The sequence below is a fragment of the Pseudonocardia nantongensis genome (assembly GCF_046546495.1).
Taxonomy (GTDB): Bacteria; Actinomycetota; Actinomycetes; order Mycobacteriales; family Pseudonocardiaceae; genus Pseudonocardia; species Pseudonocardia nantongensis.
In genome coordinates this window covers 25,285-51,701 of the sequence record NZ_JBKGXT010000010.1, presented here as the reverse complement: position 1 = coordinate 51,701, position 26,417 = coordinate 25,285, and the positions used below count along the sequence as shown (strand labels likewise).

Annotated in this window: 29 protein-coding genes and 1 other RNA gene; 10 read left to right on the top strand and 20 right to left on the bottom strand. The window is 71.0% G+C overall.

The annotated features are described in order from the left end of the window. The first annotated feature begins 97 nt into the window (after positions 1 to 97). Together ACLFMI_RS12735 and ACLFMI_RS12730 are read left to right on the top strand one after the other, a co-directional pair. Complete coding sequence (locus ACLFMI_RS12735; protein WP_410948026.1) at positions 98 to 511, top strand: VOC family protein; 414 nt, start codon at positions 98 to 100, stop codon at positions 509 to 511. A 180-nt stretch (positions 512 to 691) separates the two neighbouring features. After that, the gene (locus ACLFMI_RS12730) at positions 692 to 817 is read left to right on the top strand and encodes a hypothetical protein (RefSeq protein WP_410948025.1); all 126 of its coding nucleotides are present in this window, start codon (positions 692 to 694) and stop codon (positions 815 to 817) included. Between the two features lie 46 nt (positions 818 to 863). Here the strand turns inward: ACLFMI_RS12730 and ACLFMI_RS12725 are convergent, their stop codons facing one another. Both ACLFMI_RS12725 and ACLFMI_RS12720 read right to left on the bottom strand, forming a co-directional pair. After that, positions 864 to 1,328: a hypothetical protein gene (locus ACLFMI_RS12725; RefSeq protein ID WP_410948024.1), complete on the bottom strand. Its 465-nt coding sequence runs from the start codon at positions 1,326 to 1,328 to the stop codon at positions 864 to 866. A 46-nt stretch (positions 1,329 to 1,374) separates the two neighbouring features. Further along, entirely contained in the window at positions 1,375 to 1,803 is a 429-nt protein-coding gene (locus tag ACLFMI_RS12720) for a MarR family winged helix-turn-helix transcriptional regulator (RefSeq protein WP_410948023.1), read from the bottom strand. A gap of 106 nt (positions 1,804 to 1,909) precedes the next feature. On the opposite strand from ACLFMI_RS12720, the gene ACLFMI_RS12715 reads away from it, so the two are divergent. After that, positions 1,910 to 2,194: a DUF3040 domain-containing protein gene (locus ACLFMI_RS12715; protein ID WP_410948022.1), complete on the top strand. Its 285-nt coding sequence runs from the start codon at positions 1,910 to 1,912 to the stop codon at positions 2,192 to 2,194. 31 nt (positions 2,195 to 2,225) lie between these two features. Here the strand turns inward: ACLFMI_RS12715 and ACLFMI_RS12710 are convergent, their stop codons facing one another. Continuing rightward, a complete protein-coding gene (locus tag ACLFMI_RS12710; protein ID WP_410948021.1) occupies positions 2,226 to 3,347 on the bottom strand; it encodes an HNH endonuclease signature motif containing protein in 1,122 nt (373 codons plus the stop codon). Positions 3,348 to 3,536: 189 nt separating this feature from the next. Here ACLFMI_RS12710 and ACLFMI_RS12705 point away from each other — a divergent pair, with 189 nt between their 5' ends. Continuing rightward, positions 3,537 to 4,793, top strand: a complete 1,257-nt coding sequence (locus tag ACLFMI_RS12705) for an IS256 family transposase (RefSeq protein WP_410948020.1) — start codon at positions 3,537 to 3,539, stop codon at positions 4,791 to 4,793. Between the two features lie 10 nt (positions 4,794 to 4,803). On the opposite strand, the gene ACLFMI_RS12700 is transcribed toward ACLFMI_RS12705, so the two are convergent. Together ACLFMI_RS12700 and ACLFMI_RS12695 are read right to left on the bottom strand one after the other, a co-directional pair. Then, entirely contained in the window at positions 4,804 to 4,977 is a 174-nt protein-coding gene (locus tag ACLFMI_RS12700) for a hypothetical protein (RefSeq protein WP_410948019.1), read from the bottom strand. Positions 4,978 to 5,222: 245 nt separating this feature from the next. After that, positions 5,223 to 5,789, bottom strand: a complete 567-nt coding sequence (locus ACLFMI_RS12695) for a dihydrofolate reductase family protein (RefSeq protein WP_410948018.1) — start codon at positions 5,787 to 5,789, stop codon at positions 5,223 to 5,225. A gap of 515 nt (positions 5,790 to 6,304) precedes the next feature. Between ACLFMI_RS12695 and cutA the strand changes: the two genes are divergently transcribed. Further along, on the top strand, positions 6,305 to 6,637 hold the full coding sequence (gene cutA / locus ACLFMI_RS12690) for a divalent-cation tolerance protein CutA (protein WP_410948017.1): 333 nt from the start codon (positions 6,305 to 6,307) through the stop codon (positions 6,635 to 6,637). Here cutA and ACLFMI_RS12685 read toward each other — a convergent pair. The 8 genes from ACLFMI_RS12685 to ACLFMI_RS12650 form a co-directional block, all read right to left on the bottom strand. Continuing rightward, a complete protein-coding gene (locus ACLFMI_RS12685; RefSeq protein ID WP_410948016.1) occupies positions 6,631 to 7,194 on the bottom strand; it encodes a DUF4145 domain-containing protein in 564 nt (187 codons plus the stop codon). The two genes, cutA and ACLFMI_RS12685, sit on opposite strands and share 7 nt — an antisense overlap. A 62-nt stretch (positions 7,195 to 7,256) precedes the next feature. After that, positions 7,257 to 7,481, bottom strand: a complete 225-nt coding sequence (locus ACLFMI_RS12680; protein ID WP_410948015.1) for a hypothetical protein — start codon at positions 7,479 to 7,481, stop codon at positions 7,257 to 7,259. A 50-nt stretch (positions 7,482 to 7,531) separates the two neighbouring features. Then, positions 7,532 to 8,950, bottom strand: coding sequence for a DUF5677 domain-containing protein (locus ACLFMI_RS12675; RefSeq protein ID WP_410948014.1), 1,419 nt, complete (start codon positions 8,948 to 8,950; stop codon positions 7,532 to 7,534). 385 nt (positions 8,951 to 9,335) lie between these two features. Further along, the gene (locus ACLFMI_RS12670) at positions 9,336 to 10,415 is read right to left on the bottom strand and encodes a hypothetical protein (RefSeq protein ID WP_410948013.1); all 1,080 of its coding nucleotides are present in this window, start codon (positions 10,413 to 10,415) and stop codon (positions 9,336 to 9,338) included. A 447-nt stretch (positions 10,416 to 10,862) separates the two neighbouring features. Further along, positions 10,863 to 11,265, bottom strand: an RNA gene (rnpB, locus tag ACLFMI_RS12665) — RNase P RNA component class A. A 54-nt stretch (positions 11,266 to 11,319) separates the two neighbouring features. Further along, positions 11,320 to 11,814: a hypothetical protein gene (locus ACLFMI_RS12660; RefSeq protein ID WP_410948012.1), complete on the bottom strand. Its 495-nt coding sequence runs from the start codon at positions 11,812 to 11,814 to the stop codon at positions 11,320 to 11,322. 23 nt (positions 11,815 to 11,837) lie between these two features. Next, positions 11,838 to 13,313 carry a protein adenylyltransferase SelO gene (locus tag ACLFMI_RS12655; RefSeq protein ID WP_410948011.1) on the bottom strand — a complete coding sequence of 492 codons (1,476 nt, stop codon included), beginning with the start codon at positions 13,311 to 13,313 and terminating at the stop codon, positions 11,838 to 11,840. A 56-nt stretch (positions 13,314 to 13,369) separates the two neighbouring features. Beyond that, positions 13,370 to 14,326 (bottom strand): bile acid:sodium symporter family protein, encoded by a 957-nt coding sequence (locus ACLFMI_RS12650; RefSeq protein WP_410948010.1) that lies wholly within the window; start codon positions 14,324 to 14,326, stop codon positions 13,370 to 13,372. A 120-nt stretch (positions 14,327 to 14,446) separates the two neighbouring features. Between ACLFMI_RS12650 and ACLFMI_RS12645 the strand changes: the two genes are divergently transcribed. Continuing rightward, complete coding sequence (locus ACLFMI_RS12645; protein ID WP_410948009.1) at positions 14,447 to 15,211, top strand: sulfite exporter TauE/SafE family protein; 765 nt, start codon at positions 14,447 to 14,449, stop codon at positions 15,209 to 15,211. Next, complete coding sequence (locus tag ACLFMI_RS12640) at positions 15,208 to 16,506, top strand: SLC13 family permease (protein ID WP_410948008.1); 1,299 nt, start codon at positions 15,208 to 15,210, stop codon at positions 16,504 to 16,506. Before ACLFMI_RS12645 ends, ACLFMI_RS12640 begins: the two co-directional genes overlap by 4 nt. A 6-nt stretch (positions 16,507 to 16,512) precedes the next feature. Here the strand turns inward: ACLFMI_RS12640 and ACLFMI_RS12635 are convergent, their stop codons facing one another. From ACLFMI_RS12635 to cobC, 5 genes are all read right to left on the bottom strand, one after another. After that, entirely contained in the window at positions 16,513 to 16,695 is a 183-nt protein-coding gene (locus tag ACLFMI_RS12635) for a hypothetical protein (RefSeq protein ID WP_410948007.1), read from the bottom strand. A gap of 178 nt (positions 16,696 to 16,873) precedes the next feature. Next, a complete protein-coding gene (locus tag ACLFMI_RS12630; RefSeq protein WP_410948148.1) occupies positions 16,874 to 18,013 on the bottom strand; it encodes a bifunctional RNase H/acid phosphatase in 1,140 nt (379 codons plus the stop codon). 2 nt (positions 18,014 to 18,015) lie between these two features. Next, a complete protein-coding gene (locus ACLFMI_RS12625; protein ID WP_410948006.1) occupies positions 18,016 to 18,741 on the bottom strand; it encodes a zinc ribbon domain-containing protein in 726 nt (241 codons plus the stop codon). Beyond that, positions 18,738 to 19,913 carry a Nif3-like dinuclear metal center hexameric protein gene (locus ACLFMI_RS12620; protein ID WP_410948005.1) on the bottom strand — a complete coding sequence of 392 codons (1,176 nt, stop codon included), beginning with the start codon at positions 19,911 to 19,913 and terminating at the stop codon, positions 18,738 to 18,740. The genes ACLFMI_RS12625 and ACLFMI_RS12620 overlap by 4 nt, the downstream gene beginning before the upstream one ends. Beyond that, a complete protein-coding gene (gene cobC, locus ACLFMI_RS12615; protein WP_410948004.1) occupies positions 19,910 to 21,001 on the bottom strand; it encodes an Rv2231c family pyridoxal phosphate-dependent protein CobC in 1,092 nt (363 codons plus the stop codon). Before cobC ends, ACLFMI_RS12620 begins: the two co-directional genes overlap by 4 nt. Before the next feature lie 145 nt (positions 21,002 to 21,146). Here cobC and ACLFMI_RS12610 point away from each other — a divergent pair, with 145 nt between their 5' ends. Both ACLFMI_RS12610 and ACLFMI_RS12605 read left to right on the top strand, forming a co-directional pair. Continuing rightward, the gene (locus ACLFMI_RS12610) at positions 21,147 to 21,605 is read left to right on the top strand and encodes a low molecular weight protein-tyrosine-phosphatase (protein WP_410948003.1); all 459 of its coding nucleotides are present in this window, start codon (positions 21,147 to 21,149) and stop codon (positions 21,603 to 21,605) included. Between the two features lie 109 nt (positions 21,606 to 21,714). Then, the gene (locus tag ACLFMI_RS12605; RefSeq protein WP_410948147.1) at positions 21,715 to 22,584 is read left to right on the top strand and encodes a fructosamine kinase family protein; all 870 of its coding nucleotides are present in this window, start codon (positions 21,715 to 21,717) and stop codon (positions 22,582 to 22,584) included. A 182-nt stretch (positions 22,585 to 22,766) separates the two neighbouring features. Here the strand turns inward: ACLFMI_RS12605 and ACLFMI_RS12600 are convergent, their stop codons facing one another. Both ACLFMI_RS12600 and ACLFMI_RS12595 read right to left on the bottom strand, forming a co-directional pair. Then, entirely contained in the window at positions 22,767 to 24,044 is a 1,278-nt protein-coding gene (locus ACLFMI_RS12600) for a class I SAM-dependent methyltransferase (RefSeq protein WP_410948002.1), read from the bottom strand. Positions 24,045 to 24,088: 44 nt separating this feature from the next. Then, positions 24,089 to 25,462 carry an FAD-binding oxidoreductase gene (locus ACLFMI_RS12595; RefSeq protein ID WP_410948001.1) on the bottom strand — a complete coding sequence of 458 codons (1,374 nt, stop codon included), beginning with the start codon at positions 25,460 to 25,462 and terminating at the stop codon, positions 24,089 to 24,091. Between the two features lie 246 nt (positions 25,463 to 25,708). Between ACLFMI_RS12595 and ACLFMI_RS12590 the strand changes: the two genes are divergently transcribed. Beyond that, entirely contained in the window at positions 25,709 to 26,413 is a 705-nt protein-coding gene (locus ACLFMI_RS12590) for a dienelactone hydrolase family protein (protein ID WP_410948000.1), read from the top strand. Positions 26,414 to 26,417: the final 4 nt, after the last annotated feature.

The following is a 26,417-nucleotide window of genomic DNA, read 5'->3' as shown; positions in this document are numbered from 1 at the left end:
GGAACGCCCGCGCTGCGGCGCCCTCGGCGCGCACCGGCCAGCGCCCTGTCGATCGGCCAGGACCGGACCTGTCCGCGACGTCCGCCAGGATCGCGGCATGACCCCGACGCTCCAGATCGCCCTCGACGCCGCCGATCCGCACGCACTCGCCCGCTTCTGGGCCGCCGCGCTCGGCTACCGGGTCGAGGACCACACCGAGATCGTGACCGGCCTGCTGGCCGCCGGACATCTCACCGAGGAGGAGGTCCTGACCGACGGCGACCGGAGGGCCTTCCGCGACGTCGCCGCCTGCCACGGCCCGGGCCCGCGGATCTTCGTGCAGCGGGTGCCCGAGCCGAAGACGGCCAAGAACCGGGTGCACCTGGACGTGCAGGTCGGCCCGGACGTGGCACCCGCGGAGGTCGAACGGCTGGTCGGACTGGGCGCCGAGGTGCTGTGGGTGACCTCCGACCGCGGCCCGGTCACCACGACCCTGCGCGACCCCGAGGGCAACGAGTTCTGCGTGAGCTGACCGGCCGGACGGGGGCGGGTTCGGCCCGGCCCGGCCGGCCGGATCCCGGTCCGGATCTACACCCCGGACGGCCCCGGACCCCCGCCTGCTGGTCGTCTACTTCCACGGCGGCGGCTGGGTGATCGGCGACCTGGACATCGTGGACCGGCCGCCTACGCCGGCAGGCTCAGCGCGGCCGGGGTGCCGGTCACCCGCACCCGGTTCGACGGGATGCTGCACGACTTCCTGTGGACCCTCGGAGCCACGCCGGCCGGCACCCCGATCATGGACGAGATCTCCGGCGCGATCCGGAAGGCGGGCGTCTGACGCGCCGGTCCCGGTACCGATCCGGCAGAGCTCGGGTTTGCCGCCGTCAGCCTATCCGGCGCCACGTGCACGGTCCGGACACGGTGACCCAGTCGCCGTCGTCGGCGTGCAGCGAGGCGGGGCCGCGGACCGTGGCGCTCGCCATGACGTCGGCGGCGGTGCCCGAGTTCGACGTGGCCCGTTCCCAGGAGCAGGTCCGGACGTCCGTCACAGGCCGCGGGCCGGGTGTACGCCAGCGACCCGGGGCCATGTCGACACCGGTCTCGTAGACGCCCGGGGTCAGCACGGTCGCCGGGACCACCGGGGTCTCGCGGGGTGCACTGACTCCGACCACCGGAGCCCCGGTGCTGCCGTCGGTGCCGTCGGTGCCGGTGGGGGCACCCAGGAGGACGGCCACGGAGAGCAGCCCGACGACGAACAGTGCCAGCGCGACGCTGCCCGCGAACTGGACGGTCCTGATCCATTCGCGGACGGGGCGGGGGTCGTCGCAGTCGTCGTTCGGGGTGGGCATCACTGGGGTGATCGAGCCTGCACCGGTCCGGCGTTACGCCGCCCGGTCACTGCGCGTCCTGCCAGTAGGGCAGCGCGAGCACCGACGCCATCCGCTCCAGCTCGTCGCGGTGCAGGGCGCTGAGCTCGGTCAGGGTCCGGTCGCCCTCCGGAGCGAGATCGACCCGCACCACCCGGGCGTCGTCCGGATCCGGGGCCCGCCGCACCAGCTGCTGCCCCTGGGCACGGTCGACCAGCTCCCCGGTGCTGTGGTGCCGGAGCTGCAGGCGTTCGGCCAGCTCCCCGACGGTCGCCCACTCGCGACCCGGGAACCCCTTGAGCGCGAGCAGCAGCTGGTACTGCTGCGGGGTGAGCCCGTGCCGGCGCACGATCTCCTCGCTGAAGCGCAGGTAGCGACGGATGCCGAACCGGAAGCGGGCCAGCGCCTCGAAGTCGAGCTTCGTCAGGGGCCGCGTCGTCGACTGATCCTCGCGCACCGGTCCAGTGTGACCGGACGCCGGCGGTGCGGGCGAGCGTCCTTGCGGATCTATATCGTACTGCGATATAAATGAGACCGATACGCCTGGACAGCGGGAGGGCGTCATGTTCGACGATCAGGACCGGCACGCGCTCGCCGAGATCGAGCGGCGCCTCACGACCGAGGACCCGGACTTCGTGGCGCGCTTCGTGCGCGAGCAGGACCGGCTGGCCACTGCAACAGCCCACCGGCTCGGGGACCGGATCGCGCTGCTCGTCGCCGGTTCGTCCGGCTCCCTGCTGTGGTTCGCGGGCAGCCCGGCGGGCGCGGTGGCGGCCGCGCTGACCACCGGATCGGTGTGGCTGGCCTGGCGGTTCGGCGACGGCCTGCACCACACCCCGTCGATGTGAGCACCGGAACCTGATCGGTGGCGCGGCGCCCTTACTCTCGTTGGCTGTCGCGGCGGTCTTCGGGAGTCCCTGACGTCGAGCCGTCGGGGGCGAGGTAGGTGTGCCCGGTGGGTGTCGTGGTGCGGACGCCCTCGGGCGTGCGGTGGACGGTCCATCCGGGTTGCTCGCGGATGTGGTTGTGGAACTCGCAGGTGGCCCGGCCGTTGTCGAGTTCGGTCGGTCCGTCGTCGGCGGCGCGGTCGATGTGGTCGAGGTGCCGTGCCGGCGCATCGCAGTAGGGCTCGGTGCAGCGGTTGCGGGCGCGTGCTGTGAGCAGTTCGGCGAGCAGTCCGGTGAAGCAGCGTTGCCGGGACTCGCCGCCGATGATGATCCCGGCCCGGGTCAGGAGCCGGCGCAGCGATGTGCGGCCGTTGGTGGTGGCCAGCAGGTCGAGCGGGACGGGGCCGTGGCCGGGGATCTCGGCCGGCAGCGGGCTGTGCGGGTCGATCAGTGCCTGGACCGGGACCAGCACCTGCACCTCGACGTCCACGTCGGTCGCGATGGCCGTGCCGGTGACGCGTTCGGCCAGGGTGTCGGCCATGACCTGCCCGCGGGTGCGGGTCAGCGGTGCCGGGTCCACCGAGACCTCGGTGAACGCCTTCTGCAGCGCGGCCAGGCAGGCCACCCCCTGCTCGAGGGGCAGATACGCGGTCAGATACGTCATGGCGTCCGGGGCCGGGCGCAGCGTGACCCGCCGCCCGGCGCGGGCGGCGTCGACGCGGGAGCGGAACTTCTGCGGGGCGATCTCGGCGACCAGCATCCGGACCAGGTCCCGCAGCCGCCCGATCCCGAGCCGGGGCAGGTCGTGGGCGGCGAGCCGGGCATCGACCGCGCCACGCTGCCGGGTGTCGAGGTCGGCGGTGGCGGTCACGATCGCGGCGACCTTGTCCCGGCTCAGCTCCCCGGCGACGAACAGGGTGCGGACACGGTCGAGCCCGTCGTGCAGGTCGCGGGCGGTGCGGACCCGGGTGCGTGCCTCGGTGGGCGAGACCCGGCAGGCGAGCCCGATCTGGGCGGCCACCGCGCGTTCGAGCTTGTCCGGGTCGAGCACCCCGGCCGCGATCCGCGCACCGACGTGGGCGCGGGCGAACGCGCGGATGCGGCTGGCCTGCAACGCCGCCAGGGAGTTCTGCAGGGACTCGATCTGCTGGACCTGATCGATCAGCTCGGACTCGGACAGCGACAGTGGCGTCCATCAGAGTGGTGTGTAACCGGCCCGGTGATGGGCGGAGCCTCGTGTAGGGCGGCCACCGCGTGATCTTCTTGAACACCTCTCACAGAACTCAAGAAGGACGACCACGCGATGACCGCACCCTCCAGTATCGACCCCACCGCGTTCCTGCACGAGCAGCTGGCCCAGGCGAGTCCGGACCTGCTGCGTCAGATGCTGACCACGTTCATCAACACCCTGATGTCGGCCGAGGCCGACGCCGTCTGCGGTGCCGCCTACAGCGAGCGCACCGAGGACCGGGTCAACGTGCGCAACGGCTACCGGCACCGCGAGTTCGACACCCGCGCCGGCACCCTGGACGTGGCGATCCCGAAGCTGCGCACCGGGACGTACTTCCCGGACTGGCTGCTCGAGCGCCGCCGCCGCGCCGAACGGGCCCTGACCACCGTGGTCGCGACCTGCTACCTACTCGGCGTGTCCACCCGGCGGATGGAGAAGCTGGTCGAGTCCCTCGGCATCAGTGGGCTGTCGAAGTCGCAGGTGTCGGTGATGGCCGCCGACCTCGACAGCCATGTCGCCGAGTTCCGCGCCCGCCCCCTCGATGCGGGCCCCTACACTTTCGTTGCCGCCGACGCTCTGGTGCTCAAGGTCCGCGAGGGCGGCCGGGTCGTGAACGTCCACGCCCTGCTCGCGACCGGGGTCAATGCCGACGGGCATCGGGAGATCCTCGGCCTGCAGGTCAGCTCCGCCGAGGACGGTGCCGGCTGGCTGGGCTTCTTCCGGGACCTGACCGCCCGCGGCCTGAGCGGGGTCCGCCTGGTCACCTCCGACGCCCACGCCGGGCTGGTCGCCGCGATCGGGGCGACGCTGCCCGGGGCATCGTGGCAGCGGTGTCGCACCCACTACGCGGCGAACCTGATGGCCGCCACTCCGAAGGCGTCCTGGCCGTGGGTGAAGACGCTGCTGCACTCGGTCTACGACCAGCCCGACGCTGAGTCGGTGCACGCCCAGTTCGACCGGATCCACACCGCCTTGGAGGAGAAGTTCCCGCAGGTCGCAGCCCATCTGGACCAGGCACGCGTGGACGTGCTCGCGTTCACCGCGTTCCCCAAGGAAGTGTGGCGTCAAATCTGGTCCAACAATCCCAGTGAGCGACTCAACCGCGAGATCCGCCGCCGCACCGACGTCGTCGGGATCTTCCCCGACCGCGACTCGCTGATCCGCCTCGTCGGCGCCGTGCTCGCCGAGCAGCACGACGAGTGGACCGAAGGCCGCCGCTACCTCGGCCTCGAGGTCCTCGCCCGAGCCCGCGCAGCCACCGACTCCAGCCCCACCGACGGACACGAGGAGACCATCCCGACCCCAACTATCCCGGCGCTCAGCGCCTGACCCAGCAAGATCACGCGTCCGCCGTCACACACCACGCCCCGGGACTTGACCACAGCGACCCGGCACCGTCGGCGGCCACCTGCTCGACCGCCACCTGCATGAGCGCGAGATCGACCTGCGGGAACCCGGGTTCACCGGCACTCGGGTCGGTGTCGGGGATCGGTGGTTCCTGTACGGCGGCCACCTGTCCGAGTGTAGTCGAACAGGTGTTCGATGTCATTGGATCGTTCGCTACCGCGAATCGGCGACTCGCTCACCCGCGAACGTGTCCCGATCATGGGTCGGGGCGGAGTTCGGGATCACCTCCGCGCACGAGTCCGGCGCGCGGCCCGCAGCCACGGACAGGCGCCCAGACCCACGAGGTGATCGGCCGTCTCGGTCGAGGTTCGCTCCGATACGGTCCGCAGTGGCGGGGCCCGGAGTGGGCGCTCAGCGCCTCGTCTCGTACCTGGTCAGGATGACGCCGTTGGGGAGCGTCCGCGTCTCCACCAGGTTCAGGTTCACCCAGCTGTCCAGCGCGGTGAAGAACGGTGTGCCGCCGCCCACCAGGACCGGGTAGGTGACCAGCTGATACTCGTCGATCAGCCCGGCCCGCATGGCCGCCCCGGCGAGCGTCGCACCGCCGATGCCCATCGCGCCGCCGTCCTCGGCCTTGAGCCGGGTGATCTCGGCGACCGCGTCGCCGGTGACCAGGCGGGCGTTCCAGTCGACCTTGTCGATCGTCGAGGAGAAGACCACCTTCGGCGTGTCCCGCCAGTTCCGTGCGAACGCCATCTCCGCCGGGGTGGCGTCGGGCTGCTCGTCGCCGGTCGGCCAATAGGAGCTCATCGTCTCCCACAGCTTGCGCCCGTACAGCCACAGAGCGCTCTCCTGCTCCCGGTCGAGCCACCACTGGAACAGCTCGTCGCTCGGCGGCCCGCTCCAGCCGATGTCGTCGCCGGGCGCGGCGACGTAGCCGTCCAGGGTCAGGTTCATGCCGTAGATCAGTTTCCGCATCTCGCCGGCCTTCCGTGAGTCGGTCTCCGGCGTATCGACCGGCGCCGCGCGGGAAACTCATCGGTGCAGGATCTGGGCCGGCCGCCGCCGCTGAACACGCGGTGGGTGGTGCGCTCGTGCTTGCGGCCGTCATCGGGGGCCTGAAGATGCTCGACGGCCTGCCCACCGTGGCGCTGATTCTCGTGGCGGTCGGCCTGCCGATCGCTAGGTGTACTGCCCAGGGGCGTTGGTCAAGCGGCTGATCGGCGCTCGACGTCCGATGGCGGTGTGGGGCCGGTGATGGTTGTACTCGTGTAGCCAGCCCTTACCGGTTGGTACGCGGTGTCTGACGGTGCAGTCCGCTCGAAAGGAACGATGTTCCTAGCAATGCACCCACACGGCATTCACCTCACCGGCAGATGGGTAGGACTCGGTTACGACGATCAGACCATGACCGGCTGGGCGAGCATGGGGAAAGCACGAGAAGCCTCTGAGCAGGCCATGACGACGCTACTCGATGCACAAAGGAGCAGCTCGTGATCGAGCTATGTGAAGTCGTCATCACAGCGCCGGACCCGAATTGGCTGCGACAATTCACTAGAGAACTTGTTGCAGAACGACTTTGTTCAAGCGTCCACAACTTCAGCCCCGTTCAGTCGACCTTTCGCTGGCAGGGCGACGTTCACGACAGAACCGAAGGTCGCGCCTCTCTACATACGCGTCGAGAACTTATACCAAGAATTGTAGCTAAGGCGGTGGCTTCACATCCCTACGTAGTTCCCGGAATTAGTGCACGCCCAATCGTCGACAGAAACCCTGACTATCTCGCGTGGATCCTCACTGAAACCGAGACCCCAGCAGATCAGTAAATCGTCTTAACAACCTGATCGACGCGGTCAATTAGTTGCTCTGCGCTGTCGCGAGTTGGCTCTTGGTCCCCTTTGTGAGCGCACAGATTTCGTACATCCGCTAGATATTGAATCATTCGCCACGTCGGAACGTCGATTATGTTCGACTCTTTGAGCGCGTCGTTCAGCGGACCTAGCGTTGGCTTCTTGCGCATGCTGACCGAATGCGACTTAGCCACATCTTGCAGATACTTCTCGAGGACTACGCCAGCGACGACACCCGCAGACCTCACGTGGCCGGCGCTCAACAGACCTTTCGCCGATGTAATCTCCGAATCAAATATTTCGGCCTGGATTACTCCAGCAATATCCGCAAGCTGGCTATCTAAGACTTCGCGTGCGGCCGAAAGGATCGAAGCCTGCGTACGAAACTTCCCCATCGCCACAACCCTCGTGTCGAACACTTCCTGACCAAGCGATGAGACGACGATCCCGGCAATATAGTCCGAAATAGTGTAGCTCTCCGCGTCGATCTCTTTTCGTCGCTGGGATGGCAAATAGGTAGGCTGAGAACTCACTCTAGCGCTCAGGCACCACTTGTTTCACGGCTAGGGCACCTCGCGTATACTCTTTATTGAAATCAAAGCGGCTTCAAGAGCTCCTTAACTATATCTTGTATCTTCTGTTCATCTTGCTCCGACAAGCTCGACTGCTTCTCATCCTCGCCCTTCGATCCGCCGCCAAGCTCGTTTGCGATCTCCTCACGTTCGCCCTCCTTGACTCTAGAGAGCAATTCGCGAGCTTGAATTTTGGACCCACGGGTAATCAGCTCATCAAGTTCCGCCCGCATCTGATCAATTGTCATACAGCTCACCAATCCTATCGGTCACCAGCGTGTTGGCATACTGCATGACGTCACTCTCCCACATTCTCCTGCGATGGCGCCCCCATCCATTCAAAAGCGGAACGAACAGCGGCCGATTCGGTACCAAGTATACTTAAACTGATTCGCATTATCGAATACGCGGAATCGACCCACGACCTCGCCAGTTCATCATTCCCTCCTGAGTTGAGAGATAGACTTGGGATGAGATGCCCACGATGGAGGATGTTGTAGCATCGTTCCATGCAGTGCGTCTCCACAGACCACCATTCTGAGTGCGAAATTCCACTTGCAATTGAGTATGCACGTCTATAGAGGTCGAGCAGACCGTTTTCCTTGGCCATCTCTCGGACCGATTTACCGCCGGCAAACGAATCTCGTGTGTCAACAACCCGATGATCTATATGGCCCTCATTATGGCTCAGACGCTCGAACTCTTGTATCGCTTCGTCGATTCCAATTGACGCACCAACCTCCGCGACCTCTCGCGTACTCCGCGCATAGAGCTTAGCTTTCCCTGCACCGTACTCTTGAAATTCGCGGTAGATCAACGGCTCCTGGGTGGCCATCCATTGAAGATAGATCCGGACCTCAACCAGAATGCGCGTGATATGAGCACCGTGCTCCATGCACCACAGATCCTGATCACCGAGCGCGGTAATGACCTCTCGACTTACCCTAGAAACCAGTCCGGCGTGAACCTCTTGCCGCTCTTGACAGTAAAGGGGAGACGGAGCAGACTCGAGCGCTTCACAGTAACTGGACATCAAGTCCATCATCAATTGCTGCAGATGAGCACTACCCTCCTGCGCTCCACCCGAAGCCGGACTACCGTCCTCCGAGGTCTCGTCGACTGCCGGTTCTCCGTCTTTATCAAGCTCCCGCTGTCGGATACAACGACTAGTCATTGAATTCGTTCCCCAGAAGATCTTCGCCCAGTCCGTCGCCGAGTCGAACTGGGTAGGATTCGTTGCCAAGCTAGCACCTCTTCGCGCCCCCCACGAGGCACGAATTATCGTGTCGGCGACACTGCGTGTAGCATCATCATTCGGATATATCTTCAGGATGTCACGCATCTGTTGATCACTCTTGAAACAGCCCGCTTGGACCTCGCTCCAGATAGGTAGACACTTAATTAGGGCCTCACGATGGCCATCCTTCAAGGTCTCGAATAACGCCTGTGCGACAAAACTCACGCTAGACTGCGACGTCGCCGAGTCTTCTCCAACAAGCCATGCAGCCGGACGCCGCGGATATGTAGCAATAGCGTGGCGCACTGACTCGGTGAGTAATCCGTACTCGCTAGCCCTGACTCGAACTATTTCGCGGGTACTATCGGACAGTTCAGCCAGCGTTTCTAGGCTGGTAAGTCGACCGTCCAGGCGCCTGGCCAACTCTTCGACGTCAATATCCGAACGCAAGTCGTCCTGTACTGCCTTCTGCCAGCGCACAAACCTACGAGCACCCCACGATCCGTACTGAGCCAATACCAGTACAGGCCAAATAAGATCCGGTAGATCATCTCGAACCCAGTCACCTATTTCGAGAACTCCAGTGTATGCGAGAGGCGAGTAATATCTCCGATCCTTACGTAGGTGCCCCTCCATCGGTCCCGATCTTTCGGGCTGCGGACCCTGACGTCGCATACACTCACCCCAGATGATTAGACTAGTGACGTCCGGAAACGACTTCTAGCGCAGTTGCCGAATCTGCCTCTAAGAAATCAAGAGCGCCGCCTTCGGCGGCGCTCGGGCCGGCCACGACGGCCCGCCGACTCGCTCCCTCTACCTCCGGCCCGGTCGCGGCCGTCGGTCCGGCTACCCGGCCCGCATCCGCTCAGGGGCGCCCAGACTCCTGCCAGCAACGGAGGTGATTCCGAATGCCCTGCCGAACCGAGACCTCCCGGAGCGGTTCGCCGCAGTATCTGCACGCGCTCGTGTGATCGAGCGCCATATATCGCGTGTCGATCCGGCTCTGCTGCTGCGGGATCAGCTCCTTCAGCCGACGCTCGGCGTCAGCCGTGCATGGGCCGATCGGCCCGACCACGTCGCGCTCGCTAGCTCCTCGGGCGACCGGGTCCGGGTCGATGAACGTCCCCGCCGTCATCTCGGCGAACCGTGCGGCGTCCCTCGCCCGCACCATGTACGTCGCCTTGATCCGCCTCATGCCGAGTGGGACCTCGATCGGGACCAGGCCGCCATCTGGCGCTTGCTCTGCCACGTCATCAACGCTGTAGCCACCGAGGGGAAAGAACTTCGGGTGCCACTGCCCGCAGGGGCGGGGGCGCCTTGTGTGGGGGCACACGCCCCCGAATCCCTGGGCCGTGGTGTCGTGGAACCAGGGTCGTGCGCACTTGAACTCGTGCAGCTGCCGTAGCCCGTTGACGACGGTCCAGGAGCCGCGCGGGGCGAGACCGTGCGGCAGCTCGTTAGTCAGGACCGTCGGCACTCGGTAAGCCCACTTCGGTGGTCCAACCGGCCTGTCGCCCGACCAGAGCCTCGTGATACCGCTGCGCGCTGCTTTAAACGTTCTCGCCTTCGCGGTCTGCTCGCTCATGCCGCTGTGCTGGACTTCGACGCCGATCTTGACGGACCCTTCGATCAGTACATCGACTTTCGCCCCTGGGATCGGCTTCTCCGGCTCGACCGTGTGTCCAGCGTCGGAGCCTGCTCGCATCCAGTAGTCCTGCTGCCAGCGGTGCTGGTCCGTCATGCGGCTCGCCTTGTGTTCGCCCAAGGTGGCGTCGAAGTGGGCCAAGATCCACCGCTTGTACGGATCAAGACGGAGGTAGACCCAGGCGCCGTGGAAGGGCTGACCGAGCTGGTCGTGCTCCCGGCACTCCAGCACGACTCGATCATGGATCGGACGATCGCCCGAGGTCGTCTTGCGATGTAGTTCCGCCAGCAGCTCGGCCATCTCCGGCTCGTGTGCTCGTTCGAGATCGATCTCCCTGCCAGACCTCACCTCGGTGGCGCGTATGGCCACGAGCACCTCTAGGCGAACCGTTGCCCACCCAGGCGATGAGCAATCACCTACTAGTGAAGCAGCTACCACCGACAGTTCCGACGCGCGCGACCGCCACCCCCTCGGCCGGTGAGTGTCCACGCCGCAGAGACGGCCACAAGGGCGCCTGACGGCGTCGCTGACGCGATGGCTGGCGCCGCCCTTGTCCCCGTCTCCACGACGAGCAGGCGGCCAGGACGAGGGGGATGCCGGGAGAACGGGCACCAAGATCAGCCCCCCGGGCCGTGGCTGGGCCGTCGGACATCCGAGAGCGTCGAGAACTCGCCAGAGGACACGAGACGGTTTTACCTGGTCAGCAGGGGTACCCCGCTCCCCCCGCGCATGTCGGGGAGAGCGGGGCGGACGAGCCGGTCTGTAAGCCGGATCCTGTTCGCGGGCACCTCGCGGTGCACCGTTCGGCGACCATCCATCTCGGCCTGCCGTCGCCGGCAGGCTCCAGCGGTCCACCCGCAGGCATCGGGCGGGCAACCCTCGAACGCCTGCGCAGCCGCACTCGCGCGCGGCCTCTCGACCTTGCTCCGGGTGGGGTTTACCGAGCCACCCCGGTCACCCGGGGTGCTGGTGGTCTCTTACACCACCGTTTCACCCTTACCGCCGGTCCGAGGACCGGAGGCGGTCTGTTCTCTGTGGCACTGTCCCGCGGGTCTCCCCGGGTTGCCGTTGACAACCACCCTGCCCTGTGGAGTCCGGACTTTCCTCGGCGGGACCGGTGAGGTCCCGACGCGGTCGCCCGACCGACTCGTCCGCGCCGACCAGCCTAGCGTGTGTCCCGCGGACCGGGCGGGCAGGGCGGCGATCATTTCGGCCGGTAGCGGTACCGGGCCAGCCACACGCACCAGCCGGCGGTACCGACCACCGACACGGTCACCACGACCCATACCGGGCCGGCCGGCAGCTCCGGCGGTCGTCGGGTGAGCGCGTGGACCGCCGAGAGCGGGACGACGGACAGGAACAACAGCGTGACGCCGAACGTCCACCCCATGTCGGTGGCCAGCATCCGCCGGAGCCGGGCGATCCGGTCCGGGTGCACCCAGTACTCCTTGTGCGGCACGTTCACGGTGCCGAGCGAGCCACGGGTGACCAGCAGGTGGCAGCCGACCCCGAGCGCGATCATGATCCCGCCGAACACCGCCCCAGCGCCGAGGAACTGGGTCCGGGTGCCGAACCAGGTCGGCGACCCCGACGCGTCGAAGTGCATCGGGACCCGGTCCGGCGGCAGCTCGATCCCGGCCCAGGCCAGGCTTGCGAGATAGCAGCCGGTACCGACGAGCAACGGGCTCCACGGTCGCACCGGGTGATCGTGTCATGGCCCGGTCAGGTGCCGCAGAACGTCCGGAACGGCGCCGCGTCCGGGCCGGGCGGCTGCGCGTACCGCTCGAACCCGTCGCGCTCGTCGTAGGGATGGCCGAGCACGAACAGCAGCCACTGGATCGGCTCCAGGTCCCCGTCGACGGCGGCGGCCAGGGCCTCCTCGACCAGGTGGTTGCGCGGGATGTAGGCCGGGTTGACCCGGTCCATCGCCGCGGCGTCCGGGTCGGTGGCGCGCCAGGACTCCAGCCAGCCGTCCAGCACCGACGGGTCGGCGAACAGCTCGCGGACCGGGCCGGCGTCACCGCGGGCGGCGGTGGAGAGCCGGCGGAAGAACAGCGTGTGGTCCGGCTTGTGCTCGGCGAGCAGCGCGGCCAGGTCGGTGAGCAGCGGCCCGGCGGCGGCCGTACCGATCTTCGCGGCGTACCCCTCGTCGCGGGCCGCGTGGTAGGCGTCGGCGAAGGTCTCCAGCACACCGGTCGCGAGCCGGATCGCCTCGTCCTGGTCGTCGGCCAGCAGCGGGATCAGCGCCTCCCCGAAGCGGGCGAGGTTCCACTGCGCGATACCGGGCTGGTTGCCGTAGGCGTAGCGGCCGGCGTGGTCGATCGAGCTGAACCAGGTGGCCGGGTCATGCGCGTCGAGGAAGGCGCACGGGCCGTAGTCGATGGTCTCGCCGGAGATCGTCATGTTGTCGGTATTCATGACGCCGTGGATGAACCCGACGTGCATCCAGCGCGCGACCAGGTCGGCCTGCGCCGCGACGACCCGCCGGTACAGGTCGAGGTAGGGGTTCTCCGCGTCCCGGGCGGCCGGGTGGTGCCGGTCGATCGCATGGTCGGCGAGCCGGCGCAGCACCTCGACCTCACCGGTGGCGGTGCTGGTACTCGTTCCGCGCGCGCTGCTCGCGGCGGCGAACTGGAACGTCCCCACCCGCAGGTGACTCGACGCCGTCCGGGCCAGCACCGCACCCGGCTCCGGGCCACGCTCGCGCATCACGTCCTCACCGGTCGCGACGACCGCCAGCGACCGGGTGCTCGGCACCCCCAGCGCGTGCATCGCCTCGGAGATCAGGTACTCGCGCAGCATCGGGGCGAGCGGGGCCTTGCCGTCCCCGCCGCGGGCGAACGGGGTGCGTCCGGAGCCCTTGAGGTGCAGGTCCCGGCGCTCTCCGGACGGCGCGACGAGCTCGCCGATCAGCAGCGCGCGACCGTCACCGAGCCGGGGCGAGTAGTTGCCGAACTGGTGCCCGGCGTAGGCCTGGGCGACCGGCGTCGCGCCCTCCGGCGGCGCGGTCCCGGTAAGGACGCCGAGGCCCTCGGGCGTGCGCAGCTGCGCGGGGTCGAGGCCCAGCTCGCCGGCCAGCCCCTCGTTGAGCAGCACCAGCCGCGGCTCCGGGGCCGGGGCCGCGGTCCACGGCAGGTAGAGGCCCTCGAGGTCGCGGACGAAGGTGTTCTCGAACGCGAGCTGCGTGCCGGTGGTCATGCCCCCAGGCTACGAGCCGTACGACGATCCGGCCCGGTTCCGTCGGCCCGGCTGCGTCAGCCCGACGCGTCCGCCGGCTGCTCCTCCCTGGCCGTCCGGCGCGCCCAGAACCCGGCCAGAGCCGAACCGGACACGTTGTGCCACACCGAGAACACCGCCCCCGGCAGGGCGGCCGCCGGGCCGAAGTGCACGGTGCCGAGTGTCGCCGCCAGGCCGGAGTTCTGCATCCCGACCTCGATCGACACCGCCCGCCGGGCCGGCACGTCCAGGCCGCAGGCGCGGGCGACGCCGTACCCGACGGCCAGGCCGAGCAGGTTGTGCAGCACAACGACCAGCAGGATCAGCAGACCCGCGGAGAGCACGGAGTCCGCGGACCCGGCGACGACGATCAGCACCACCGCGGTGATCCCGAGCACCGAGACCAGCGGCAGCGCGGGCGTCACCCGGTCGGTGAACCCGCTCGCGAACCGGCGCAGCAGGAAGCCGAGCACGACCGGGACCAGCACGACCTGCACGATCGACAGGAACAGGTCCGCGGGCGCAACGGGGAGGAACCGGCCGGCCAGCAGCAGCACCAGCAGCGGGGTCAGCACCGGCGCGAGCAGGGTGGACACCGAGGTCATCGCCACCGACAGCGCGACGTCGCCGCGGGCCAGGAAGACCATCACGTTCGACGCCGTACCGCCCGGGGCGCAGGCCACCAGGATCACCCCGACCGCGATCTCCGGGGGCAGGCTGAACACGGTGGTGAGCAGCCACCCGGCAGCGGGCATGAGCACGTACTGGGCGACGACGCCGATCGCGAACGCCGCGGGGCGGCGCGCGATGTAGCTGAAGTCGGCCGGGCGCAGCGTCATGCCCATACCGAGCATGATCAGCGCCAGCAGCCACGGCACCGCGGCGCTCCAGCCGGCGAACAGCTCCGGGACGGCCAGCGCGAACGCCCCCGCCGCCACAACGATCACCGGGAACCAGCGTCCCACCAGGTCCCCGATCGCCTGCACCCGTTGCACGGCTCCCCCTCGTCCTCGATCCGTCCCGCCGGCGACCGCAGAGCCGCCTTCCCGGCACGTCGACCCTACGTCCCGCCCACAGGCCCCCGGGCGACGCGGCCTGCGGGTTAGGGTCTGGTGGTGATCGACCTCTCGCAGCCGGCGGGCGTGGTGTTCCTGCTCGTCTCCGGGTTGCTCGCGGGCGCGGTGAACGCCGTCGCCGGCGGCGGATCGCTGCTGGTGTTCCCGGCGCTGCTGGCGGTCGGCTTCCCGCCGCTGGCCGCGAACGTCACCAACTCGGTCGCGCAGTGGCCCGGCTACGTCGGCCTGGTGCTCGGCGCCCGCCGCGACCTACCCGGTCAGGGTCGGCGGATCGTCGGCACCGCGATCGTGGCCGCCCTCGGCGCCGGGGTGGGCGCCGCGCTGCTGCTGGTGCTGCCCGCCTCGGTGTTCGACGCCGTCGTCCCCGTGCTGGTGATCCTGGCCAGCCTGACGATGGCCGTCGGCCCGTGGCTCAAGCGGGTGCTCGGGAACCCGGCCGGCGGGGAGCGCGACCGGTCGGCCGCGTTGCTGGTCGCGGTGTTCCTCGCGGCGGTCTACGGCGGCTACTTCGGGGGCGCGCTGGGCGTCGTCCTGATCTCGGTGCTGGCCCTGTTCGCGCACGACGAGCTGCGCCGGCTGAACGCGCTCAAGGGCGTGCTGTCGCTGGTCGTGGCGTCGGTGACGGTGGTGGTGTTCTCGATCGGCGCCCCGGTGGACTGGCTCGCGGTCGTGTTGCTCGCCCCGACCACCCTGGTCGGCGGCTACCTCGGGGCGCTGGTCGCCCGCCGGATGCCGGAGACCGTGCTGCGCTGGGCGGTCGTGCTGCTCGGCCTCGCCGTCGGTGTCACCCTGTTCTTCCAGTGACGCTGCTGCTCGCGGTCGCCCTGCTGGCCGCGGTCCTCGCCGCGGCGACGCTGCGCCCGTTCGGGCTGCCGGAGGCGATCATCGCGGTCCCGGCGGCGGGGATCGCGGTGCTGACCGGGCTGGTCCCGCCGGCCGGCGCATGGGCCGAGGTCGGCGCGTTGGGGCCGACCGTCGGGTTCCTGGCCGCGATCCTGCTGCTCGGCCACCTGGCCGACGCCGAGGGCGTGTTCGGCTGGCTCGGCCACCGGCTCGCGACCGCCTCGCACGGCTCCCCGCGACGGCTGCTCGGCCTGGTGTTCGCCGCCGCCGCGGGCACCACCGCGGTGCTCAGCCTGGACGCCACGGTGGTGCTGCTGACCCCGGTGGTGCTGGCCACCGCGACCCGGTTGCGGCTGCCCGCCCGCCCGCACTCGTACGCCTGCGCGCACCTGTCCAACGCGGGCAGCGGGCTGCTGCCGGTGTCGAACCTGACCAACCTGCTGGCGTTCTCGGCGTCCGGGCTGGGCTTCCTGGGCTTCACCGGGCTGATGGTCGCGCCCTGGCTCGCGGTGCTCGCGGTCGAGTACGCCGTGCTGCGCCGGTTCTTCGCCCGCGACCTGCGGTCCGAGCCGGTCGCCGTCGCGGCGGCCGGGAGAACCGGCACCGAGGCGCCCGCGGTCCCGGTCGACGCGGCCGGTGAGGAGCCCGCCGGTACCGCGCCCCGGTTCGCGCTGGTCGTGCTGGCCCTGACGCTGCTCGGGTTCGGGGCCTCGTCGGCGCTCGGCGTCGAGCCGGGCTGGGTCGCCGCCTGCGGCGCGGCGGTGCTCGCGGTGCGGACGCTGGCCCGCCGCCGGACCGGCCCACTCCGGCTGGTCGCGGCGGCCTCCCCGGCATTCTGCCTGTTCGTGCTGGCCCTGGGTGTCGTGGTGGCCGGGGTGAGCGGGCAGGGACTCGCCCAGTGGCTCGGCCGGCTGCTCCCGGACGCCCCCGACCTCGCCGGGCTGCTGCTGACCGCGGCGATCGCCGCGATGCTGGCGAACCTGGTGAACAACCTGCCCGCGACGCTGGTGCTGCTCACCGCGCTGGGCCCGGTGCCGCAGGCCGGGCTGGTGCTGGCCGTCCTGCTCGGGGTGAACATCGGGCCGAACTTGACCTACGCCGGGTCGCTGGCGACCCTGCTGTGGCGCCGGATCGCGGCCGGGCGCGGGGAGCCGCCGTCGTTCCGGACGTTCACCGCCCTCGGTGCGCTCACCGTCCCGCTCGGCCTGCTCGCCGCGACAGTCGCCCTCTGGGCCTCCCTCGCCGTCGCATCCTGAGCCGGGTCAGATCTCGTGCGCCAGGTCGTGCCCGAAGTCGGTGTCCGGGTCGGGGTCGCGCGGGGCGACCGGGGCCCCGAGCGGCCGGGAGCTCCCGCGCCGCTGCTGCGGCAGCCGCGCGACGACCTTCATCTCGTGGGCCAGGTCGTAGCCGTAGTCGTGTTCATGGGACACCGCGCCACCGGACATCGTCGTCTCCCCTGTTCCGTTCCCCGAACCGGACCGTCACGCACCGTAGGTCGACCACCCCGTACGGTACCGCCTGATCATCGCCCGACCGGCGACGTCCGGACAAGGACGGCCGACCGTCCGCAACCGGAGACGACCCGTTCGGGCCACCTCATGATCGATCCAGTGCCGAGGTTCGTCAGGCGAGGTAGGACGTGTCGTTCACCAGGCGCACGGAGGCGCCGCCGTCCGGGTAGAACTCGACCAGGCTGGTGCAGGCCAGATCCAGGTGCATCCGGTACAGCACGCCGTCACCGGCGTCGAGCGCGTCGCGCAGCAGCATCTTGATCGGCGTCACGTGGCTGACCACGACGACCGTCTCCCCCGCGAACTCCTCGACGATCCGGAGCCGCTCGGCCGTCACCCGGGCCCCGACCGCGGCGAAGCTCTCCCCGCCCGGCGGCTCGACGGCGGCCGAGCCGAGCCAGCGGCTGTGCAGGTCCGGGTCCCGCTCGCGGGCCTCGGCGAACGTCAGGCCCTCCCAGCCGCCGAAGTCCGTCTCGATCAGCGCGTCGCGCACCGCGAGCTCCGCGCCGGTGACCTCCGCGACCGCGGCCGCGGTCTGGCGGGCCCGCCGCAGCGGCGAGGTCAGGATCGCGGCGGGCCGCACGCCCTGCGTGGTGAACCGGGCGTGCAACGCGCCCGCCGCGGCGACGGCCTGCTCCTGCCCCCGCTCGGTCAGCTCCGGGTCGCCGTGCCCGGAGTAGCGCCGGTCCACCGACAGCGCGGTCTGGCCGTGCCGCAGCAGGACCATCCGGACCGGGGTGCCGACCTGACCGGTCCAGGCCGCACTCGCCGGACGCACCACCTCGGACGTCGCGGTCGGTGCCACCGCGGGGCGCGGCGCCGGGCCGGCGCTCGCGGCCGGGTCCAGGGCCGGGCTGGAACCGCCGTCCATCGCCTTGTTGGCCAGCGCGTCGGCGCGGGCGTTCCTCGCGCGGGGCACCCAGACGTAGCTCACGTCGTCCAGCCGGGACGCCAGCTCGCGGGCCTCGTCGACCAGCTCCTGCATGGCCGGGTGCTTGACCTTCCAGCGCCCGGACATCTGCTCGACGACCAGCTTGGAGTCCATCCGGACCTCGACCCCGGTCGCGCCCAGCTCGAGCGCCGCGGCCAGACCCGCGATCAGCCCGCGGTACTCGGCGACGTTGTTGGTCGCCGAGCCGAGGCCGTCGTAGACCTCGGCCAGCACCTGCTGGGCCGTCGCGTCCAGCACGGCCGCGCCGTAACCGGCGGGCCCGGGGTTGCCGCGGGACCCGCCGTCCGCCTCGACCACCAGCCTCACGCGCCACGCACCAGGATCGCGCCGCACTCCTCGCAGTGCACGACGTCGTCGGCGGGCTTCCCGCGGACCTGGGAGAGGAAGGTGCGGTCCAGCTCGAGCCGGCACGCTCCGCAGCGCATCTCGCGCAGCGCACCGGCCGCCACCCGGCCGGAGGCGCGGAGCCGCTCGTAGTCGGCGAGCAGCTCGTCGGGCAGCGCCGCGACGAGCTCGCCGCGGGCCCGGTCCCGGCCGGCCCGGGAGATGTCCAGGTCGCCGTCGGCCGCGTCCCGGCGCTCGGTCACCGCGGTGACCGCGGTCTCGGCCTCGGCCAGCTCCGCGCGGGCGTGCTCGAGCTCTGTGCCGACCGCCTCGCGCTCCTCCATGACCCCGAGCTGCTCGTCCTCCAGGACGCCCTGCCGCCGGGCCAGGGTGTCCAGCTCGTGCTGCAGCTCGGTGGCCTGCTTGGCGCCGACGCCGGAGCCGGCGAGCAGGCTCTTGTCCTTCTCGGTGCGGGTGCGGACGCCGTCGACGTCGCGCTCGATCCGGGCGATGTCGCGGTCCAGGTCCCCGGCCCGCGTCTCGGCCCGGACGACGGCGTCGCGCGCCTGCCCGACGCGTTGCTCGGCGTCGGCCAGCTGCTGGTGCTCGGGCAGGGTGCGCCGCTGATGGTCGATCCGGCCGATCTCGGCGTCCACCTCGGCCAGCTGCAGCAGTGTCGCCTGCACGGTGGGATCGGCCTTCATCGACTCGCCTCCGGGGAGAGTGCGCTGGTGGTCCAGGGGTCGGTGCGCCGCCGGGACACGGACACCTCGACGCTACCGCCGAGCGCCGAGCGGACCACGTCGGCCGCCTGGGCGCACCACGGCCACTCCGAGGCCCAGTGCGCGACGTCCACCAGCGCCGGCACCGGCCCACCCGGGCCGGTGCCGGCCAGGGCGTGCTCGGAGGCCGGGTGGTGGCGCAGGTCGGCGGTCACGTAGGCGTCCGCACCGGCGGCCGTCGCGGCATCCAGCGCGGAGTCGCCCGCACCGCCGCACACCGCGACCCGGCGGATCTCCCGGTCCGGGTCGCCGGCTCCGCGCACCCCCCACGCCGTCGCCGGCAGTGCGGCGGCGACCCGGCGGGTGAACGCGGCGAAGCCCTCCGGCTCCGGCAGCTCGCCGACCCGGCCGAGCCCGCGGGCCGAGGGCAGCGGGGCCATCTCCAGCAGGTCGAACGCCGGCTCCTCGTACGGGTGCGCGGCCCGCAGCGCCGCGACGACGTCGCGCCGGGCAGCGCGCGGCAGCACCATCTCGAGCCGGGTCTCCGCGACCCGCTCCAGCGTCCCGATCTCGCCGACGGCGGGCACCGCGCCCTCCAGCGGGAGGAACTGGCCGGTCCCGGCAGTGGCGAACGAGCAGTGCGAGTAGTTCCCGAGCCGGCCCGCGCCGGCCGCGGCCAGCGCGGTGTGCACCTGCGCGATCGCCGGACCGATCGGCACGAACGTGACGATCTTGTCCAGGGCCGGGGCGGGCTCGGGCTGCAGCGCTCCGACGGTCGTCAGCCCCAGGGCGGCGGCCAGCGCGTCGGAGACGCCGGGGTCGGCGATGTCGGCATTGGTGTGCGCGGTGAACAGGCCCACCCCGCCGCGGATCAGCCGGTGCAGCAGCGCACCCTTCGGCGTGTCCGCGCCGACGCCGTGCACCCCGCGCAGCAGCAGCGGGTGGTGGGTGACCAGAAGCTGCGCCCCGGTGTCGAGGGCCTCGTCGACGGTCTCCGGAACCGGGTCGACGGCGAAGAGCACCCGGGAGACCGGCTCGTCCGGGTCGCCGCAGACCAGCCCGACGGCGTCCCAGTCCAGCGCGAGCGCGGGCGGGTAGGCCGCCTCCAGCGCCGCGACGACGCCGGCAAGGTCCGGTGCCGACGGTTCGCTCACGCCGGCACCGCCAGCGCCCGCAGCGCCTCGTCGAGCGCCTCGGCCAGCCGCCGGGCGGTCTCCGGCGGGCGCACCGCGACCCGGACGTGGTCCGGTCCCAGCCCGGGGAAGGTGTCGCCGCGACGGACGGCGAACCCGGCCGTGCGCAGCAGCCGGCGCACCTCGTAGCCGGTGCCGTCGGGCAGGTGCAGCAGCAGGTAGGGCGCCAGTCCCCGCTGCACGGCGACACCCTCGATCTCGGCCAGCGCCGCGGCCTGCGTCACCCGGTGCGCGGCCAGCTCGCGGGCCCGCTGGTCGGCGGCCGACAGCGCGTCCGGCTCGCTGCAGGCCACGATCGCCTCCAGCGCCGGCGTGGACACCGGCCACGGCGGGCGCGGCGAGGCGAGGCGTTCCAGCAGGTCCGGGGCGCCGAGGGCGTAACCGGCCCGCAGCCCCGCCAGCGCCCAGGTCTTGGTCAGCGAGCGGAAGACCAGCAGGCCGGGCAGGTCGGCGTCGGCGGCCAGCGACTCGGGTTCGCCGGGGATCGCGTCGGCGAACGCCTCGTCCACCAGCAGCACCCGGCCCGGCCGGGCCAGCTCGCGCAGCGCGGCCGCCGGGTGCAGCACCCCGGTCGGGTTCGTCGGGTTCCCGATGACGACCAGGTCCGCCGCGGCGGGCACCGCGGCCGGGTCGAGGGCGTGCCCCCGGGCCGGCTCGGTCAGCACCCGGACGACGTCCACCCCGGCGTCGCGCAGCGCGGCCTCCGGCTCGGTGAACCCGGGGTGCACGACGGCGGCCAGCCGCGGCCGCAGCGACGGCAGCAGCGCGAACCCCTCGGCGCTGCCGGCCAGCGGCAGCACCTGCTCCGGCGGCCGGCCGTGCCGGGCCCCGGTGACCTCCCGGGCGTGCCGGTCGTGCGCGGCCTGCGGGTACCGGCCCAGGTTCTCCAGGGAGGCGGCCAGCCGGTCGCGCAACCACGGCGGCGGCCCGTCGCCGATCACGTTCACCGCGAAGTCGACGAGGCCCTCGGTCGCGTCGGTGTCGCCGTGGTGGCGCAGGTCGTACCGGCCGGAGTGCTCCGCCGGCCCGTCCGGGTGATCCATCGCCATCCGACCACCCTACGGCGACGGCGGGGGTGTCCCGGTCGCCGCCCCGGGACACCCCCGCGTGACCGTCCGATCACACCGGGGCGACCGCCCGGCACGGTCCCGACCTGGCCGTTCGTCCGCGACGTGGGACGCCTACCGTGGGGGCGTGCACGTCTGTTTCGTCTGCTCCGGGAACATCTGCCGCTCCCCGGTCGCGGAGAAGATGCTCGCGGCCGAGATCGAGGCCGTCGGGCTGACCGACCGGGTCCGGGTGACCAGCGCCGGGACCGGCCACTGGCACGTCGGCCACCCGATGGACGAGCGCGCCGCCGGGATCCTCACCGAGCACGGGTACCCGGTCGAGCACACCGCGCGCCAGGTCGACTCCGAGATCCTCGCCGCCGACCTGCTCGTCGCCCTGGACGCCGAGCACCTGCGGTCGCTGGAACGCTCGGTACCCGAGCCGAACCGGGTCCGGCTGCTGCGCTCGTTCGACCCGCTCGCCGTCGACGGCGCCGAGGTCCCCGACCCCTACTACGGCGGTCCGGACGGGTTCACCGAGGTGTACGAGATGATCGTCGCCGCGCTTCCCGGCCTGGTCGAGCACGTGAAGCGGCACGCGTGAGCGAGCGCGCGAGCGAACCATCCATGCCGAGCGAGCGCGCGAGCGAACCATCCATGCCGAGCGAGCGCGCGAGCGAACCATCGATGCCGAGCGAGCCTGCGAGCTAACCATCGGACACCGCAGCGCTACCACCCTCGCCCGGCTCACCGGCCGCACGGTCGTCCGGGAGCTCGGCGGGCACCCACCGCGGTACGAGCTCGACGGCGGCACCGTCGCCGTCCTGAAGGACGGCGGCGCCGACCCGGGTTCGATCCCGGCCGAGTCGGCCGGGCTGCGCTGGCTCGCCGTCCCGGGCGGGCCGCCGGTGCCCGAGGTGCTCGGCGCCGACGACACGCTGCTGGTCAGCAGCCACGTCCCGGCCGGACGCCCGGACGCAGCGGCGGCCGAGGAGCTGGGCCGCCGGCTCGCGGTCCTGCACGCCGCGGGCGCGGACGCCTTCGGTGCGCCGCCACCAGGTGGCCCGGCCGAGGCCTGGATCGGGCACACCACCATGCACGACCGCCCGCACCCGGGCCCGTGGTCGGCCTGGTTCGCCGCCGACCGGATCGAGCCCTTCCTGCGCACCGCGCGGGACCGCGGTGATCTCGGCCCGGGCGACGCCGCCGTCATCGAGGAGGTGTGCGCCCGGATCGACACGCTCGCCGGCCCGGACGAGCCACCGGCCCGGCTGCACGGCGACCTCTGGTCGGGCAACGTCCTCTGGTCCGCCGACGGCTCCCCGCACGGATCGGCCTGGCTGATCGACCCGGCCGCGCACGGCGGGCACCGCGAGTCCGACCTGGCGATGCTGGACCTGTTCGGCCTGCCGCACCTGGACGGGGTACTCGCCGCCTACGACGACGCCGCCCCGCTGGCCGACGGCTGGCGCGACCGTGTCGGCCTGCACCAGCTGTTCCCGCTGCTGGTGCACACCGTGCTGTTCGGCGGCGGGTACGGCGCCCGCGCGAGCACCACGGCCCGCGCCCTGCTCCGGCTCTGAATCGCCGCGTTCCCGGTCCTCTCCCCGGCCGTGTCGTAGCCCGCCCCCGCACCCCGTGCGGCGCCGCCGCACCTGCCGCAGCCGGTGCGGTGCGCGGTCCCGGGGTGCGGTGGACAGGAGCGGGGTGCGGCGAGCAGCCGCAGGGTGCGCTCGCCTGGGCTCGGGCTACTCGCGGACTCGGCTCAGTACGCGCCGTGCGCGCCGCGCAGCGGGAAGCCGGACGCGCCGCCGTCACCCAGCTTGACCCCCAGCACCTGGTGCAGCTGGATGTTGTTGAGCTCGAACCCGAGCCGGCACGCGGCCATGTAGAGCCGCCACACCCGGGCCCGGCCGATCCCGACCTCGGCGACCGCGTCGGTCCAGTTCCGCTCCAGGTTCGTGCCCCAGTCCCGCAGCGTCAGAGCGTAGTGCTCGCGCAGGTTCTCCTCGTGCCGGACCTCGAAACCGGCCTCGTTCATCGCGGTCACCAGGGTGCCGACCGGCTCGAGCTCACCGTCGGGGAACACGTAGCGGCGGATGAACGGGTCGGTGTGCCGGTGGTCCGGCTTGTACGGCTGGGTGATGCAGTGGTTGAGCATCCGCCCGCCCGGCCGCAGCTTGGCCTGCATCGCCCGGAAGTAGCTGTCCACGTTGGCCTTGCCGATGTGCTCGGTGAGCCCGATCGAGGAGACCGCGTCGTAGACGCCGTCCGGCACGTCCCGGTAGTCGAGGTGGCGCACCTCGGCCAGCGCCCCGAGGCCCTTCCGCTCGATCTCGGCCTGGCCCCACTCGGCCTGTTCCTTCGACAGCGTGACGCCCAGCGCCCGGACGCCGTGCTCGGCCGCGGCGTGCCGGACCATGCCGCCCCAGCCGCACCCGACGTCGAGCAGCCGCATCCCCGGCTTCAGGTCCAGCTTGGACGCGACCAGCTCGTACTTGGTGGCCTGGGCGGTCTCCAGCGACGCGTCGGCGTCCGGGTAGGTCGCGCAGGTGTAGGTCATCGACGGGCCGAGGACGAACTCGTAGAACCGGTTCGACACGTCGTAGTGGTGCGAGATCGCCTGCGAGTCGCGCCGCTTGGAGTGCAGCAGCCCCTTCGGACGCGCCTCCAGGTCCGGCGGCGGCATCCGGTGCTCGCGCCAGTAGGGCAGCAACCGCCGGGCCAGCCACAGCCGCTCCTGGCGCGGGATCGAGTGCAGCGTCACCTCGGACATCGCCCGCAACGCCGTGTAGAGGTCACCCTCGACGTCGATCTCCTCGGTCACGTACGCCCGTGCCAGCCCCAGCGAACCGGGGGCGCCCACCAACCGGGCCAACGCCCGCGGCGAGTTCACCCGCAGCGTCACCGGCGCATCGGCCGCACCGATGACCGACCCGTCGAAGGCCTCGACCCGCAGCGTGGCCGACTGCCCGAGCACCCGGCTCAGGATCGTGGCCACCGGCTCGGTCGTCGTGGTCCCTCGTTCCAGCACTCCCGTCATCACGGAACCTCCCGTTCTCACGCCCGCCGGCCGGGCCATCGCCCCTAGCGGCCGGTCACCTTCCGGTACAGGTCGGGCGCTCGCCCGGCCGGGTCGTACCGCGTCTTCACAGCCCCGTACGCCGCACCGTTGTAGTGCGCCCAGAACTCGTCCTCGCCGTAGTGCACGGTCGAGTACAGCGACTTGTGCCCACCGAGGGAAGCCACCAACTCCTCGATCAAGCGGTTGTGCGCCCAGCCGTCACCCGGTCGTTCCGGGACCGACGACCAGAAGCCGACGTTGACGTAGAGCCGGCCCGGCTCCATCGGGTACAGCGGCCAGGACCGCTCGCCGCGCAGCCGCATCGGGCACAGCCACACCGGGGCGATCGGCACCTCGGCGTGGAAGACCTCCAGGAACTCGGCGAGCCGTTCGACCGGGACCTCGACGTCCTGCACCACCATCTCCTCGGCGGTCCCCCCGCAGGCCTCACGTACACGGTTGGAAGCACCGAAACGCTGATCGAGCGCGACCAGCCGGCGGTAGACGTCCGAGCGCCGGTAGCGGCGCGGCCAGAACCGGCGCACCAGCGGGTGCTGCACGCCGAACGCCCGGGAACACCAGAACCAGTCCGGGTCCCAGCGCCAGATGTAGTCGTGCACCGTGAGGTGGTCGACCGGGCGCCGCTGCAGCGACCGGTAGAAGACCTCCTGCCCGGTGTAGTCGGAGATCCGGGCGCCCGGCATCGGGTCCTCGGTGAACTCGCCGACCGTCAGGTACTGCTCGTCGGGTCCGAACACGACACCGTCGAGGAAGTCGACGCCGGCGTCCACATCGGCCAGGCGGGGGATCGCCTCGGCGGCCGCGCCGGCCGTCGGGTACCGGTGGTGGGTGAGCCGCACGAACGGCGAGACCGGCATCAGCTCGACGACCAGGCGCAGCGCGTAGCCGAGGGTGCCGTAGGAGTTCGGGAAGGCCGCGAAGAGGTCCGCGTGCTCGCCGTCCGGGGTCACCGTGACCAGCTCGCCGTCCGGGGTGAGGACGTCCATCTCCAGCACCGACTCGTGCGGCAGGCCGTTGCGGAACGACGTCGACTCCACCCCGAGCCCGGTCACCGCGCCACCCAGCGTGATGGTCTTGAGCTGCGGCACGACCAGCGGCATCAGCCCGTGCGGCAGGGTCGCGGCGACGATCGTCTCGTAGGTCGCCATGCCCTGGACCTCGGCGGTCCGGGTGGTCGGGTCGACGCCGAGCACCCCGTCCAGCGCGGAGGTGTCCAGCCGGACGGTGCCGCGGCCGCGCTCCCGATCCCCGAACCGGAACAGGTTCGACGACGGCTTGCCCAGCTGCACGCGGCCGGCCTCGCGCCGGGCCCGGCGCAGCTGCTCGACCGCTGCGTCGTGCGCGGCACGGGGTCCGGCGGGAGCGAGCGTCACCATGGAAAGGACGATAGACCCCTCTCGTTTGCGACGCTCACGATTTCGTCGTTGCGTCTCGTCACACCACTCGATCCGGGTCGCCGGCACCTGCTCACTCGGCAAGCCTCGCTCGGCGCTGTCTGCTCACTCGGCAAGCCTCGCTCGGCGCTGCCTGCTCACTCGGCAAGCCTCGCTCGGCGCTGCCTGCTCGCTCGGCAAGCCTCGCTCGGCGAGCGATCCGCATCGGACCGTGATGTCATCGCGCCCGTGACACACAGCAACGAGAACCCCGCGCAGAACGTGACCTTTCCCAGCAATGGGGGTACCGCGCACGGCTACCTGAAGCTGCCGGAGTCCGGCTCCGGGCCGGGCGTGGTCGTCATCCAGGAGTGGTGGGGCCTGACCGACCACATCGTGGACGTGACGAACCGGCTCGCCGCCGAGGGCTTCGTCGCGCTCGCCCCCGACCTCTACGGCGGCCGGACCACGCACGACTCGGACGAGGCCGGGCAGCTGATGGGCGAGCTGCCGGTCGACAAGGCGGCCACCGACCTGGGCGGCGCCGTGCAGTACCTGCTCGACCACGACGCCGTCACCTCGTCGACCGTCGGCTCGATCGGCTTCTGCATGGGCGGCGGGTTCGTGCTCGTCCTCGCCGCGCAGCAGCCGGACAAGGTGAGCGCCGCCGTGCCGTTCTACGGCGTGCTCAAGGAGGACTACCCGAGCTTCGGGCAGCTGACCGCCGCGGTGCAGGGCCACTTCGGGCGCGACGACCAGATGGCCGACCCGGCCTCGGTGGAGGCGCTCGCCGAGCGGATCGAGCGCGAGTCCGGCCGCAAGCCCGAGATCCACCAGTACCCGGCCGGGCACGCCTTCTTCAACGACGAGAACCTCATGGGCACCTACGACCCCGAGCAGGCGCAGATCGCCTGGACCCGCGCCCTCGCCTTCCTCCGCGAGAACATCCGCTGACGCC

Coding starts and splice junctions, on each gene's coding strand:
- ACLFMI_RS12625 (WP_410948006.1), bottom strand. CDS start 18,741: ATGAAGGCCGATCCCACCGTGCAGGCGACACTGCTGCAGCTGGCCGAG.
- ACLFMI_RS12680 (WP_410948015.1), bottom strand. CDS start 7,481: ATGACAATTGATCAGATGCGGGCGGAACTTGATGAGCTGATTACCCGT.
- ACLFMI_RS12725 (WP_410948024.1), bottom strand. CDS start 1,328: ATGCCCACCCCGAACGACGACTGCGACGACCCCCGCCCCGTCCGCGAA.
- ACLFMI_RS12715 (WP_410948022.1), top strand. CDS start 1,910: ATGTTCGACGATCAGGACCGGCACGCGCTCGCCGAGATCGAGCGGCGC.
- ACLFMI_RS12670 (WP_410948013.1), bottom strand. CDS start 10,415: ATGGCCGAGCTGCTGGCGGAACTACATCGCAAGACGACCTCGGGCGAT.
- ACLFMI_RS12735 (WP_410948026.1), top strand. CDS start 98: ATGACCCCGACGCTCCAGATCGCCCTCGACGCCGCCGATCCGCACGCA.
- ACLFMI_RS12600 (WP_410948002.1), bottom strand. CDS start 24,044: ATGACGGGAGTGCTGGAACGAGGGACCACGACGACCGAGCCGGTGGCC.
- ACLFMI_RS12705 (WP_410948020.1), top strand. CDS start 3,537: ATGACCGCACCCTCCAGTATCGACCCCACCGCGTTCCTGCACGAGCAG.
- ACLFMI_RS12655 (WP_410948011.1), bottom strand. CDS start 13,313: ATGACCACCGGCACGCAGCTCGCGTTCGAGAACACCTTCGTCCGCGAC.
- ACLFMI_RS12595 (WP_410948001.1), bottom strand. CDS start 25,462: ATGGTGACGCTCGCTCCCGCCGGACCCCGTGCCGCGCACGACGCAGCG.
- cobC (WP_410948004.1), bottom strand. CDS start 21,001: ATGGCGATGGATCACCCGGACGGGCCGGCGGAGCACTCCGGCCGGTAC.
- ACLFMI_RS12695 (WP_410948018.1), bottom strand. CDS start 5,789: ATGCGGAAACTGATCTACGGCATGAACCTGACCCTGGACGGCTACGTC.
- ACLFMI_RS12635 (WP_410948007.1), bottom strand. CDS start 16,695: ATGTCCGGTGGCGCGGTGTCCCATGAACACGACTACGGCTACGACCTG.